We start from the raw sequence: 13,905 nt of genomic DNA, 5'->3' as shown, positions 1-13,905 counted from the left end.
TTTATTGGTTTCGTTTGGCACTGTGCACACCTTCAATTTGATGCAACTTAGATAATACCCGGTTTGTGCCCGATAGGTCGTGCACTTCTATTTGCATAGTAAATACTGCCAGCTGATCGGCCCCAACGGTATTAACGTTCATGTTGATCACATTTACTTTTTCATTAGCCAGCACAGAGCTAATATCGCGGATTAAACCTGAGCGATCGCTTGCTTCAATTTTTATACTCAGCGCATAAGAGCCGTTTATTTCATCTGACCAACTCACCGATATAACGCGCTCTGGGTGCTGCTCTTTTAAGTTGTTAAATGCATCGCAATCTTCGCGGTGCACGCCTATGCCTCGTCCTTGTGTAATATAGCCAATTATTTTATCGCCAGGGACTGGGCGACAACATTTTGCAACGTGGCTCATTAGGCTGCCAACGCCGTCCACCACAATACCGTTTTTATCGCCCGTTACTTTACTAGGCGCTTTAAAACGAATAACGGGTTCTTCTTCGGTACGGTCGCTTACAAAGTTGAGCATCTGATTTAAACGTACATCGCCTGCGCCTATGGCAACCATTAAGTCATCTAACTCTTTAAAGTTAAAGCGCTTAATAGCGGGGTCTAAATCTTTATAGGTTAAATCTAGCTTTTGCAGTTCGTTATCAAGAATCTCTTTACCGGCGCTTAAATTTTTATCACGGTCGAGCTGTTTAAACCAATGATGGATTTTAGCCCGCGCACGCGACGATTTAATATAGCCAAGCGATGGGTTTAGCCAATCGCGGCTTGGATTAGGCTGCTTTTGTGTGAGTATTTCGACCTGATCGCCCGTAGATAACTGGTGCGTAAACGGCACTATTTTGCCAAATACTTTCGCTCCTATGCAGCGATGCCCTACATTTGAGTGAATGTAATAAGCAAAATCCAGGGGTGTAGCACCAACAGGTAAATCAATAATGTCGCCACTTGGGGTAAATATATAAACGCGGTCTTCTACAACTTGGTTTTTAAGCTCTTCAGCTAAGTCGCCCCCATCGACCACTTCTTCTTGCCATTGCAGTAATTTGCGCAACCAGCTAATTTTTTGCTCATAACCTGAGCCTCGCCCTGGTAAGGCGCCTTCTTTGTACATCCAGTGCGCGGCTACACCTAGCTCAGCATCTTGATGCATTTCGCTGGTACGTATTTGTATTTCTACAGTTTTTCCTTCAGGGCCAAATACCACAGTATGAATTGACTGATAGCCATTTTGTTTAGGTGTAGCAACGTAGTCGTCAAACTCTTTATTTAGGTGACGCCAATTAGTGTGCACAATACCTAGTGCGCCGTAACAATCTTGCAGGCGCTCAACCACTATTCGCATCGCCCGAATATCAAACAGCTGATCAAACTCGTAGTTTTTTTGCTGCATTTTTTTATAAATGCTGTAAATGTGCTTAGGGCGGCCATACACTTGCGCCTCAATACCGGCTTCGCTTAGGCGCGCTTTAACTTGCTCAACCATATCTTCCATATAGGCTTCACGGGCAAGGCGTTTGTCATCAAGTTGCTTAGCAATGCTTTTATAAGTGTCGGGGTGTAAATACCTAAACGATAAATCTTCAAGTTCCCACTTAAGCTGCCCTATACCTAACCTGTTTGCTAACGGGGCAAAAATATCGGCGGTTTCTTTAGCAGCAATAACACGCTCTTCTTCATCGCCATTTTTTACATTACGTAAATGGCACACTTGCTCGGCAAGTTTAATTACAACCGCGCGCACATCTTCAACCATAGTAAGTAACATTTTACGAATGTTATCTACCTGCATTGTTCCTTTACCTTGGTGAGATAAAGTACTAATAGCCGCCATTTGTGCAACCCCCGTTAGAAGCATGGCTACATTTTTGCCAAGTTGTGCTTCTACGGTTTCAAGATCCACTAAGTCATTTAAGTAATAATGCGTGAGGTACGCAGTTGCGAGAGATTCTGCATCTAAATTAAGCTCGGCTAAAATCTCGACCATTTCGATAGCCGTGTTTTGCCGTGCTTGGTTGTCACATGTAACACACAATGCTTGCGCTTTGTTTAGTAGCGTTATTTTATCTTGCGATAACGCTAACTGTTTTAGGCTAGTAGCAAAGTCACCTGTGTCGTCCTGCTGATGTGATTGACGTGTAGCGACCATAAAACGCTTTACCTCCGTTGAAATAACGCCATTGTTTCTATGTGTCCTGTATGCGGAAACATATTCATTAGCCCAATTTTAGTAACTTCAAAACCTGCTTGCGAAATAATTGCACTGTCACGGGCTAAAGTAACAGGATCGCAAGAAACGTATAAAATGGTTTTAAACTGCTTTAAAGGTAGTTGCTCTAAAACAGCCATAGCACCGGTACGAGAAGGGTCTAATACTAATACGTCTAGCGCCTTATTAAACCATTGTGCTGTTTCAATTTTTTGCGTTAAATCAAAACAATGAAAGTGCGCATTAGTAATAGAGTTAGTGTGCGCATTTTGTGTCGCCATTGCAACCGCCGATGCAACCCCTTCTACGCCAATAACCGATTTAGCATGCTGAGCAAGCACTAATGAAAAGTTACCAATACCACAAAATAAATCCAATACCTGCTCGTTTCCTTGCAAGTTAAGCCAATTTACCGACTGCATTAACATAGCTTGGTTCACTTCATCATTTACTTGAATAAAATTACCAAGGCCAAACTCGAACTTTAAATTAAACTTTTCTAAAAAATAATAAGGCGTAGGTAAGTGAGCTTGTTCTATAACATCGCTGCTGTCTTGCCAAGTAATTAACCACTGCTGTGCATTTGCCGCCTCTTGTACACAGCTTTTGGCTTCATCTGCTATCGCTTTAGTATGACGAATAACAATAAAGTTCCCAGCTTCGTTTTGGCATAACTGTAAATGACTTATACTGTGTAGCGCTTTATATTGATTAATAAGCGTTTCAAAAACACTAAATACGTTAGTAAATACCTTACTAAGCACATCACATTGCTCAATACTAATCACATTTTTAGAGCTAAGCGCACGATACCCAACTCGCATTTTTTTAGCTGCTTTATCATACATTACAGCAATTCGGGCGCTGCGCCTGTAATGAGTGGGTTTACTTAACAAAGGAGATTGCCAATTTAAGTCGCTTAATTTGGCAAACTTTTTAAATAATTGCGTCACTGCAGTCTGCTTTTCAACCACTTGCTGATTTATTTCAAGGTGCTGCAACTGACAACCACCACAGTGATTATAATGCAGGCAAAATGGTTGCGTGCGTGCATCGCTTGGATTAATAACCTTAACCAACTTAGCACTACTGTACTTAGCTTTATCTTCTATTAGGCTTGCCGTTACTTTCTCATTCGTTAAAGCGCCGCTTACAAAGCACACTTTATTATTGTGTTTGGCAACACCTCGCCCCTGATGATCCATGGCCGTAATATTAAGTGTGAGTGTTTGCTGTTTAAGTGGTTTTTTCTTTGCTTTAAAAATTTGCGCCATGCGGCATTACCTTAAATTTTGTATTACGTATAAGCAAATCAGATGCTTTGAGAATAGCCGATGAACCGTATATACTCGGTGCATACTAATAATGATAATAACGCTTCCATTATGACCAAATTAGGCTTACGTGATTCTGTTTTAACCTTAACCTTGATCCCCACAGTGATCATTGGTTTGTTACTTGGCGGCTATTTTACAATAAATCGTTACATTGAGCTTGATGAAATTTTATATCAACAAGGCAGCTCAATATCTGAGCCCCTAGCAATTGCATTAGAGCAGCCCTTACTTGAAAAAAATAAAAAGCTGCTCAATCGTCTTATTAGTTACACGCACAATAAGCACTCTCCTACCATTAAGTCGATTGCTATTTTTGATACTAACAATCAGCTTATTATGACCAGTAACTATCATCGCTCGTTTGATGAACTGACCCAAAAAGCACAAATTGAAAACCTCAATACAACAAAAATTAATAAGACTGAAGAATTAATCACCTTCTACACCCCTATTTTTAATCACTCCGCGCCGGTATCAAAATGGGATATTAATGATTTTCAAACCCCGCTTGGCACCGTTATTTTGCAACTAAATAAAGACCAAGCCATTATAGGCCAGCAACGAGCGGTGTTAATTAGCGGCATTGTTATTTTATTTTCAATAGTATTGGCTTCTATTTTAGCCCTTAAGCTTAGCCGGATGTTCATGAACCCACTTAATAAGTTGGTACTTGCTACCGACAAGTTAGTAGAGGGTAAAAGAGACACTGGTTTAAACGACACCATGATGGGAGAATTTGAACTGTTGCGTGAAGGGCTTAATACCATTGCCCACACTATGGTTATGCAAAAAGACGAAATGCAGAAAAATATTGATCAGGCCACCAGTGATTACCGCGAAACCCTAGAGCAATACGAAACTTCAAATATTCAGCTAACCATGGCCAAAAAAGAGGCGCAAGATGCGAACCGCGTTAAGTCTGACTTTTTAGCTAAAATGAGTCACGAGCTACGCACCCCGCTTAATGGGGTTATTGGCTTTACGCGGCAGTTGTATAAAACACCTTTAAATAAACATCAAAAAGACTACCTCGATACCATAGAGCTTTCTGCCAACAGCTTATTGACGATTATTAGCGATATTTTAGATTTTTCTAAGCTTGAAGCGGGCGCCATGGAACTTGAATCCATCCAGTTTCAACTGCGCGATAGCGTAAACGAAGTGATGACATTATTAGCGCCTTCGGCGCATGAAAAACAACTTGAGCTATCTATATATATTAACCCGCAGGTACCTGATGATTTAACGGGTGATCCAACACGCCTTAAACAAGTCCTTATTAATTTGTTAAGTAATGCCATTAAGTTTACCGAAAAAGGCTCAATAAAAGTTGATATTAGCTACCGTTTATTAGATGAAGACCGTGCCTCTATTTTAGTCTCAGTAACCGACACTGGTGTGGGTATACCAATGGACAAACAAGATGCACTATTTACCGCATTTGGCCAGGCTGATTCATCCATTACCCGAAAGTTTGGCGGCACAGGTTTAGGCTTAATCATTACTAAACACATTGTTGAAGCTATGAATGGCCGAATAACGCTAAATTCAGCTCCTGGAAGCGGCACCTGTTTTACCTTTAATGGTGTGTTTAGGTTGCCTGATCATACCTTCAGTAACGACCTACCTTCTAAGTCTCTTATTGGTAAACGCATATTATACTTAGAGCCACACGAGCATACGCATCACTCAGTGCTTTCTGTATTAAACGAGTGGGAGGCGGTTGTAACGGCCTGCTTTAATGAGGCTGCGTTTTTAGATGCTATCAAGCATAAAATGTTTAAATACGATATTTGTATTATTGGTGATATGGCATCGGTAGATGATATGCAGCGCCTTAAAGGCTATGTGAATATGGTTCGCGAGTCGTGCGATTATTTATACCTTATGCTCAATACGGTATCACATAATATGCGCGAGGCATTTATTGGCAGCGGCGCCGATGCCTGTTTAAGCAAGCCGCTTAATCATCGTAAATTATGTGAAGTACTCGCTGCACCTTATCGACTTGATCACCCAACCTTAAATATTGAGCCAAGCGATCAAACCTTATTGCCATTAAAAGTACTGGTGGTAGATGACAACGATGCAAACTTAAAGCTTATTTGCACCTTGTTAAAAGAACAAGTTGAATTTATAGACACGGCCTACAATGGCTCTCAAGCCTACAGCTTAAGTAAAAGCCACAAGTACGATGTTATTTTTATGGATATACAAATGCCGATAATGGATGGCATTACCGCCTGTAAACTGATTAAGGAGTCGTCTTTAAACGAAGACACGCCTATTATTGCGGTAACCGCGCATGCACTGCACAGTGAAAAAGAGCAGCTATTAAAAGATGGCTTTAAAGGCTATTTAACTAAGCCTATTGATGAAGATATGCTCAGCCAAATTATTTGCGATCATAGTCCGCAATCGCCTGTAACCCGCGACAAAATTAAAAGTGTAACGCCACAAAGCCCAGCTCCATTTGAAAGTAACTGCTTAGATTGGTCGCTTGCGCTACAGCGCGCTGGCGGCAAAGGTGAGCTGGCGATGGAAATGCTTAATATGCTGTTACATAGTGTGCCAGAGACGCTCTCGCAGCTTAACGAGGCTATTGAACAAAACGATTGCCAAACAGTATTAAGTGTTATTCATAAGTTCCATGGCGCGTGCTGTTATACCGGGGTGCCTAAGCTTAAATCTCTGGCAGAAACCATAGAAACCTCACTTAAAAGTGACTGTGTGCTCGATAACGTTGAGCCTGAATTATTTGAGCTGCAGGATGAGCTGGAAAATCTCATGGCAGATGCACGTGTTACTGAGCATCAACGCTAAAAAACACATAATAAAAAAGCGCAGTAAATGCGCTTTTAATAGGTTTTAATATTACGGCTTTACTTAGTTAAGTATTGCTATTAAATGCTGTCACCATAGGGTTAAATTTATAACCTTGCCTCTATCATTAGGCGTTTCATGTCGCGTACTGCTTTTTCAAGGCCATCAATAGCTGCACGCGCAATAATAGCGTGACCAATGTTAAGCTCATAAATCTCAGGCATTGCAGCAATCGGCTTTACATTATGATAATGAAGACCATGGCCTGCATTTACAATTAAGCCTAAGCTCGCTGCGTATTTTACACCCTCTCGTATGTGCTCAAGCTCTTTATGTAACTCTTCATCATTAGTGGCATCTGCATAGGCGCCGGTGTGAATTTCTACATACGGTGCGCCACACGCTTTAGCAGCATCTAACTGTGCTTTATCAGCATCAATAAATAATGACACTTTAATACCCGCATCAGTCAATGTTTTAGTGGCCGCTTTAATTTTATCTACATTAGCGGCCACATCTAAGCCGCCTTCGGTCGTTAGCTCTTCACGTTTTTCAGGCACTAAACATACGTATTCTGGCTTTACTTCTAGGGCAATGTTAATCATTTCATCGGTAACTGCGGTTTCAAGATTCATACGCGTTTGAATCGTTTTAGCCATTACGTATACATCACGGTCTTGAATATGGCGGCGGTCTTCACGCAAGTGAATAGTAATACCATCTGCACCGGCGTGCTCTGCCACACTGGCCGCATGTGCTGGATCTGGGTATGATGTACCACGCGCTTGGCGAAGCGTTGCAATATGATCAACGTTTACGCCTAAAAGAATGTCTTTCATTTTGTTACCTGTAAAATATGTTTATTGAGAGGCCATAAATAATTCACGGCTTTTTAATGGTTTATTACCCAGTAAAGGTTTTAGTAAATAACGGCTTAATTGTTTTGCCATATAAAGTACATCGCTTTGGCTAAAATCATGATTGGCAATCGCTTTAAGCTGCGAACCGCTAAACCCAGAGCGCGTATCTTGTTGCACCAAAAAACCCAGCTCAGGGAAATAACTATACGTTTGCTTTTCATCAATTGGCTCACCACTGGCATCAAAGCTAAAGTCAACACCATAACCTAAAAGCTCTAATAGCTGAAACTCGTATGAGCGCAGCACCGACTGTAAATCAACATCGCTATTTAAGTTCTCTAGGTGAGTTTTGTAAAGCTCGAACACGTGTTCAAGTGGCTCGTTTACCGGCACAATGCGGTTAGTCAGCTCATTTAAATAAAAGCCACAGTAAAGCTTATCCTTTGTTAAATATAAAGGATTGCCATGCAGCTCAAATTTATTAATGTATTTTAAATCGTACTTGCCACTGTAGTGAACAAGCAGTGCCTGAAAAGGCTGTAATTGTGCTTTGTGTTTAGTGGCCTGGCGACCACTAATTCGCGCCAGCATTCTAAGTTGGCCGACGCCTTCTACCAGCATATCAAGCATTACTTGGGAGTCGCTATAAGGACGCCGATGTAATAGGTACGCTGTGTAGAAGTCGCTATCCATATTAGTTGGCTAAATGCAGGTTAATCTTCGCCATAGCCTAAACTTCTTAAGGCACGTTCATCATCTGCCCAACCCGATTTAACTTTAACCCAAAGCTCTAAAAACACTTTGTTATCGAGCATTTCTTCTAGGTCTTTACGGGCTTCACGGCCTATCACTTTAAGCTTTTCGCCTTTGTTACCTATAACCATTCGTTTTTGGGTTTCACGCTCAACAAGAATTAACCCGTTGATATGCCACACACCGTTTTCTTGCCATTTAAACTGCTCAATTTCTACAGTAACAGAATACGGCAGCTCTTCACCCATAAAGCGCATGAGCTTTTCACGAATCACTTCTGCTGCCATAAAGCGCATTGAGCGGTCAGTGACATAGTCATCAGGAAAGTAAAACTCGCACGGTGGTAAGCGTTTAGTCACTTCGGCTTTAATTAAGTCAACGTTTTTACCTTGCGTTGCCGACACCGGCATAATGCCCACAAAATCAAATTTATCGCCAAGCATTTTCATATGCGGTAATACTAAGTCGCGGTCTTTAACTAGGTCTATTTTATTAATAACAAGTAAAACAGGCTTACCACTTTGCGATACTTTATTAAGCACCATTTCGTCATCGGCATTCCAGTGAGTGCCCTCAACAACAAAAATAATCAGCTCTACATCACCAATTGAGCTCGAAGCAGCACGGTTCATTAAGCGGTTAATAGCGCGTTTTTCTTCAACGTGTAAGCCCGGCGTATCAATATAAACAGCTTGATGCTGCCCTTCAGTATGAATACCCATAATACGATGGCGCGTTGTTTGTGGCTTGCGCGAGGTTATACTTACTTTTTGCTCAATGATTTCATTAAGCAATGTTGATTTACCTACATTAGGGCGGCCAACAATGGCAACCATGCCACAAAACGTATCAATGTCACCTTCATGAGGCTGTATTAAGGTATCAAGATTCATTTTTTAGTATCTTCAATGCTTTTTCGGCAGCTTTTTGTTCGGCTTTACGGCGCGAGCTACCAACAGAAATAATGCTATCCATACCTTCAACTATACATTCAACCGTGAACGTTTGATTGTGCGCTTGGCCTTTAGTATCAACAACAGTATAGCCCGGTAAAGATAACTTACGGGCTTGTAGATACTCTTGCAGCAGGGTCTTAGGATCTTTTTGATTAAGCCCTGGTGAAATAGCATCAAGTCGAGATTCGTACCACGCTAAAATCAGCTCGCCACAACGCTCTATATTAGAGTCTAAAAATACAGCACCAATAATAGCTTCTACGGCATCAGCCAAGGTTGATTCACGACGAAAACCACCGCTTTTAAGCTCGCCAGGCCCTAAGCGTAAATAATCGCCTAAACCAAACTCGAGACCAAATTCAGCCAATGTTTGGCCACGCACAAGCGTAGAGCGCATACGGCTTAAATCACCTTCACGCGCTTTTGGAAATTTGTCGTACAAAGCATTGGCAATAACAAAGCTCAAAATTGAATCGCCTAAAAACTCTAAACGTTCGTTGTGTTGACCTTTATGACTGCGGTGTGTCATTGCTTGCTCAAGTAAACCTTGATCAGCAAATTCGTAGCCAATTCGTTTATATAATTCTGTTACATTTTTTTTCATTGTTACTGAATATTACCTAGGCGTTCAAAACGAACACCAGTTGGAACCCATCCTGGTAAAACATCATCTGGGCCATTCTCAAATTCAAAACTCATCCATATAAAGACAGCTTTACCCACCAAGTTTTCTTTTGGTACAAAGCCCCAAAAGCGACTATCTTGGCTGTTGTCGCGGTTATCACCCATCATAAAATAATGATCAGCGGGTACGGTCCATTCATCAGAAGGAGTACCTGGTTGCTGATAGTAACGCCCTTTACGTTCAGGTGCGCGTGGGTTGATTAAAATGTCATGCTTGAGTGTCGTTAAATCTTCATTTACACGCGCAAGCGACATTTGGCCTTGTTTAAACTCATTATCGTTAATTAATTTAAAATCAATTTTATTAAACTCATTACAAAGTAGGTCACCCTGCTGGGTCTCACCTTCTTTACAATTAGGTTGAATATACAAACGTTTATCACGATAAACAATCTTATCGCCCGGTAAACCAATAGCACGTTTTATATAATCTACTCGCTCATCTAATGGGTATTTAAAAACAACAATATCGCCACGTTCAGGCTCGCCTACATCTACAAGCTGGCTTCGCCATACCGGGTCTTTAATCCCGTATGAGTACTTTTGCACTAAAATAAAGTCGCCCACCAATAGGGTTGGCATCATTGAACCTGATGGTATTTGAAAAGGCTCAAAAATAAACGACCTAAAAATAGTAATAGCTGCAATCATCGGAAAAATCGATTTTGCAGTTTCTGTAATAGCCGGCTCAGGTGCAATTAACGCCGCTGTTTCTTCATCAAGCTGGCCACCGGCAGATGTTTGAGCAAGCGCTAATCGCTCTTGCCTTTTTGGCGCATACATTAGGTGGTCAATTAACCATATTAAACCTGAGCCTAATGTTAATAACACCAATAAAACTGAGAAATAACCAGCCATCTATAATCCTTTGTTTTTATTTACCAACTTTCAAAATAGCTAGAAACGCTTCTTGCGGTACTTCTACGTTACCCAATTGCTTCATTCGTTTTTTACCATCTTTTTGCTTTTGCAATAGCTTTTTCTTACGGCTCACGTCACCACCGTAACACTTAGCGATTACATTTTTACGTAATTGCTTAACCGTGGTACGCGCAATAACATGTTGTCCTATTGCAGCTTGAATCGCAATATCAAACATTTGACGCGGAATAAGCTCTTTAAGCGCATCAGCAAGCTGACGACCACGCGATTGAGCACTATCTCTGTGTACAATAATAGCAAGTGCATCAACGCGTTCACCATTAATAAGTATATCAACACGTACCATGTCTGATGTTTGAAAGTGCTTAAAGTTGTAATCAAGCGATGCAAAACCACGACTGGTTGACTTTAATTTATCAAAAAAGTCCATAACCACTTCAGCCATAGGTAGCTCATAAGTTACAGCGACCTGCTTGCCGTGATAACTCATTTTAGTTTGAACACCACGTTTTTCGATACACAGCGTTATTACGCTACCTAAAAACTCTTGAGGCACAAGTATGTTAGCTTCTACTACCGGTTCGCGTATTTCTACAATATCATTAACCGCCGGTAAGTCAGACGGGTTGTCGATTTGACGCGTACCTTCTTTAGTAACTACTTCGTAGATTACAGTAGGCGCGGTGGTAATTAAATCAATATCGTATTCACGCTCTAAACGTTCTTGAATAATTTCCATGTGTAGCATACCTAAAAAGCCACAACGGAAACCAAAACCAAGTGCTGTTGAGTTTTCTGGTTCAAAAAACAACGATGCATCATTTAAGCTTAGTTTATTTAGTGCATCACGAAACGACTCGTAATCATCTGAGGCAATTGGGAACATGCCAGCATAGACCTGCGGCTTAATTTTTTGAAAGCCTGGTAAACGCTCTGGTGCCGCATTTTTTTGATGTGTGATGGTATCCCCGACTGGGGCACCATGTATTTCTTTAATACCAGCAATAACAAACCCTACTTCGCCAGTACGTAAAATACCTGTGTTGGTTTGTTTAGGGGTAAAGATCCCCACGTGATCAGCTATATGAACTTGCTCGTTTGACATTATTTTTATTTTGTCGCCAGCACGTAGTTCTCCATGCTTAATACGTACTAGTGATACAACACCTTGGTATGGGTCAAACCATGAGTCAATAATAAGCGCTTGTAAAGGTTCATCTTTCTCACCTACCGGTGGCGGGATGTCCTTAACAATCATTTCAAGTACTTCGGCAATACCCACACCGGTTTTTGCACTACATTGCACGGCATCTAGAGCATCTATACCAATAATATCTTCAATTTCTTCCGCTACTCGAAGTGGGTCGGCTTGTGGTAAATCTATTTTATTTAATACAGGGATTACTTCTAAATCCATTTCAATGGCGGTGTAGCAGTTTGCCAGCGTTTGAGCTTCAACACCTTGTCCGGCATCTACTACTAAAAGCGCACCTTCACATGCCGCTAACGAGCGAGAAACTTCGTAAGTAAAGTCAACGTGCCCTGGTGTATCGATAAAGTTAAGTTGATAGGTTTCGCCATCGTTAGCAGTGTAGTTAAGTGTTACGCTTTGCGCTTTAATGGTAATACCACGCTCACGCTCGATGTCCATTGAATCTAACACTTGCTTTTGCATTTCGCGGTCTGTTAAGCCACCACAAACCTGGATCAAACGATCAGAAAGGGTCGATTTACCATGGTCGATATGGGCGATGATCGAAAAATTACGGATATGCTTCATAAACTGGATTCTAAACTTCTATTTTAATAGGCTAAGTACGAACACCTGAGTGACTTGAAAATACTTATTGAGCACAAGTGCAATATTAATGGCTAAATACGCATTGTATAACCAAATTATTAATTGCCTTTTTACCCTGTATTTCCAAGTTACTCTGGTATAAAACGGCAATTTTACATTTAATTGGCCTTAATCACCATCTATTTGCGTTAAAGGAAGACTAATTGGATGAATTTTTATCACTTTTACATCGTGTCTTAATGTTTTCACTTTGCTTTTAGCTAAAAAATAACCACCTACTCCACCCAAAGCGGCGAATAAAATTTGCCATCCCTGCGCTAAAAGTAGTAATTCGGCACTAACAAATGCCAACGCTAAGCCTAAGAATAAAGGCAGCATATATACTGCAAAGGCATGTTTTACTAAATGCGAATCATCTAATGAGAGCGTGACTTTTTGGCCTACTTCAACGGGTGTATCGAATTGATATGGAAAGGTTTTTTTATCACTGCCAAAGAGTTTGGCAAAAACTTGTGAGCCACAGCGGCCATTACACCCTTCGCAGGCCTTTTTTTGCTGGGCTTCTAAGTGAGCAGTGGAGCCTTCTAGGGCTACCACTGTAAGTGTTTGTTCAATCATAACAACCCTTACGAATTGTTTATAATGCGCGAGTCACCGACTCTGCAATTGCCTTGGCGGTTTGGCTTGGCACATTACCAACAACAGATACATCAAAGTTTCCGCCATTATGCACATAAATTGTCGTTGCGCCAGATGTTAATGATCCACTTAAGCGACGACCCGGTAAGGGGCGCTGTACAAAAACAGATATTTCAACAAACCCATCTGAATATAAATAATAATCGGTAAGCTCGTTGTTTAAATCAAGCTTATGACGATCTGATTTTAGTAATTTAAAACCACTAGGCAACCAGCCAATGTGCCAGTTTGTGGCACTGCTTTTTTCACCTTCCAATGCGTTACCAGGTAACGGCGTTGGGAAATTACGATTTAGGACTTCTAAAATCATCGGTGCCGGCTGCTCTGTTACACTAATATGGGTTAACTGCAGCTGCTCTAGGGCTTCGCCTTGGTGGTTAACATAAGCGGCTTTTAACAACAGTGACGACTCAGTATCAAGCCAAATCCAATAGTTATATTTGTGTTCATCTTTTGATTCTATTCTCACTAGTTGCGCAGCTCGCCCTGCAATACGCCCTTTGCCGCCTAGTACAAAATCGTATTGGGCACTTAGCGCTTCAATATCTTTAAATAGTACTTCCGGTATTGGCCCTGCAATAGAATCTGTATTGATAGAGTATGGCTGAGATTGCGGTTCAAAGTAGGTAACTTGGTCGTTAATTCTAACCATTTCTAAGCCCGCGCCATTAAGTAAACTTAAATGCTCAAGCTCTGTTTCACCTTGCTTTGCATGAACCCAGCGGTAGGGTTCCATTGCTTTACCCTTTACCACCACAAAGGAGGCGTCAAAATTACGGGTATGCACAGCGTTTGCCATGTTAAGTAGTAAATCTTTGGCGGGGTTTGTGTCGTTAGCAAAAACAGTAAAGCTTACTACTAACGACAGAACAAAAGTAATTACTTTCATTTA

Annotated in this window: 11 protein-coding genes; 1 reads left to right on the top strand and 10 read right to left on the bottom strand. The window is 41.1% G+C overall.

Features of this window, described 5'->3' with window-relative positions; translation table 11 throughout:
• Window position 1 precedes the first annotated feature (1 nt).
• Both relA and rlmD read right to left on the bottom strand, forming a co-directional pair.
• A complete protein-coding gene (gene relA, locus CWC17_RS08135) occupies window positions 2-2,158 on the bottom strand; it encodes a GTP diphosphokinase (protein WP_055015363.1) in 2,157 nt (718 codons plus the stop codon).
• Window positions 2,159-2,166: 8 nt separating this feature from the next.
• Window positions 2,167-3,492, bottom strand: coding sequence for a 23S rRNA (uracil(1939)-C(5))-methyltransferase RlmD (rlmD, locus tag CWC17_RS08130; RefSeq protein ID WP_138612562.1), 1,326 nt, complete (start codon window positions 3,490-3,492; stop codon window positions 2,167-2,169).
• A gap of 111 nt (window positions 3,493-3,603) precedes the next feature.
• Here rlmD and barA point away from each other — a divergent pair, with 111 nt between their 5' ends.
• Entirely contained in the window at window positions 3,604-6,378 is a 2,775-nt protein-coding gene (gene barA / locus CWC17_RS08125) for a two-component sensor histidine kinase BarA (protein WP_138542075.1), read from the top strand.
• 107 nt (window positions 6,379-6,485) lie between these two features.
• Here the strand turns inward: barA and pdxJ are convergent, their stop codons facing one another.
• The 8 genes from pdxJ to CWC17_RS08085 all read right to left on the bottom strand — a co-directional run bounded on the left by pdxJ (window position 6,486) and on the right by CWC17_RS08085 (window position 13,902).
• Window positions 6,486-7,217: a pyridoxine 5'-phosphate synthase gene (gene pdxJ, locus CWC17_RS08120; protein WP_138542074.1), complete on the bottom strand. Its 732-nt coding sequence runs from the start codon at window positions 7,215-7,217 to the stop codon at window positions 6,486-6,488.
• 21 nt (window positions 7,218-7,238) lie between these two features.
• Window positions 7,239-7,931, bottom strand: a complete 693-nt coding sequence (gene recO / locus CWC17_RS08115; RefSeq protein ID WP_055019286.1) for a DNA repair protein RecO — start codon at window positions 7,929-7,931, stop codon at window positions 7,239-7,241.
• Between the two features lie 20 nt (window positions 7,932-7,951).
• Window positions 7,952-8,884 (bottom strand): GTPase Era, encoded by a 933-nt coding sequence (gene era, locus CWC17_RS08110; protein ID WP_138612561.1) that lies wholly within the window; start codon window positions 8,882-8,884, stop codon window positions 7,952-7,954.
• Window positions 8,874-9,551 (bottom strand): ribonuclease III, encoded by a 678-nt coding sequence (rnc, locus tag CWC17_RS08105; protein ID WP_055017379.1) that lies wholly within the window; start codon window positions 9,549-9,551, stop codon window positions 8,874-8,876. The genes era and rnc overlap by 11 nt, the downstream gene beginning before the upstream one ends.
• A gap of 2 nt (window positions 9,552-9,553) precedes the next feature.
• Entirely contained in the window at window positions 9,554-10,489 is a 936-nt protein-coding gene (lepB, locus tag CWC17_RS08100) for a signal peptidase I (RefSeq protein ID WP_004586227.1), read from the bottom strand.
• Window positions 10,490-10,505: 16 nt separating this feature from the next.
• Window positions 10,506-12,293 carry a translation elongation factor 4 gene (gene lepA / locus CWC17_RS08095; RefSeq protein ID WP_055017378.1) on the bottom strand — a complete coding sequence of 596 codons (1,788 nt, stop codon included), beginning with the start codon at window positions 12,291-12,293 and terminating at the stop codon, window positions 10,506-10,508.
• 189 nt (window positions 12,294-12,482) lie between these two features.
• A complete protein-coding gene (locus CWC17_RS08090) occupies window positions 12,483-12,932 on the bottom strand; it encodes a SoxR reducing system RseC family protein (RefSeq protein ID WP_055019290.1) in 450 nt (149 codons plus the stop codon).
• 19 nt (window positions 12,933-12,951) lie between these two features.
• On the bottom strand, window positions 12,952-13,902 hold the full coding sequence (locus CWC17_RS08085) for a MucB/RseB C-terminal domain-containing protein (RefSeq protein ID WP_055017376.1): 951 nt from the start codon (window positions 13,900-13,902) through the stop codon (window positions 12,952-12,954).
• Between the last annotated feature and the right edge of the window lie 3 nt (window positions 13,903-13,905).

The sequence above is a fragment of the Pseudoalteromonas sp. S3785 genome, assembly GCF_005887365.1.
In the GTDB taxonomy this organism is placed as follows: domain Bacteria; phylum Pseudomonadota; class Gammaproteobacteria; order Enterobacterales; family Alteromonadaceae; genus Pseudoalteromonas.
This window is presented reverse-complemented; position numbering and strand designations above follow the sequence as displayed.

Bases quoted from the DNA above. Each gene is read 5' to 3' on its own strand.
- relA (WP_055015363.1), bottom strand. From the start codon at position 2,158: ATGGTCGCTACACGTCAATCACATCAGCAGGACGACACAGGTGACTTT.
- rlmD (WP_138612562.1), bottom strand. From the start codon at position 3,492: ATGGCGCAAATTTTTAAAGCAAAGAAAAAACCACTTAAACAGCAAACA.
- barA (WP_138542075.1), top strand. From the start codon at position 3,604: ATGACCAAATTAGGCTTACGTGATTCTGTTTTAACCTTAACCTTGATC.
- pdxJ (WP_138542074.1), bottom strand. From the start codon at position 7,217: ATGAAAGACATTCTTTTAGGCGTAAACGTTGATCATATTGCAACGCTT.
- recO (WP_055019286.1), bottom strand. From the start codon at position 7,931: ATGGATAGCGACTTCTACACAGCGTACCTATTACATCGGCGTCCTTAT.
- era (WP_138612561.1), bottom strand. From the start codon at position 8,884: ATGAATCTTGATACCTTAATACAGCCTCATGAAGGTGACATTGATACG.
- rnc (WP_055017379.1), bottom strand. From the start codon at position 9,551: ATGAAAAAAAATGTAACAGAATTATATAAACGAATTGGCTACGAATTT.
- lepB (WP_004586227.1), bottom strand. From the start codon at position 10,489: ATGGCTGGTTATTTCTCAGTTTTATTGGTGTTATTAACATTAGGCTCA.
- lepA (WP_055017378.1), bottom strand. From the start codon at position 12,293: ATGAAGCATATCCGTAATTTTTCGATCATCGCCCATATCGACCATGGT.
- CWC17_RS08090 (WP_055019290.1), bottom strand. From the start codon at position 12,932: ATGATTGAACAAACACTTACAGTGGTAGCCCTAGAAGGCTCCACTGCT.
- CWC17_RS08085 (WP_055017376.1), bottom strand. From the start codon at position 13,902: ATGAAAGTAATTACTTTTGTTCTGTCGTTAGTAGTAAGCTTTACTGTT.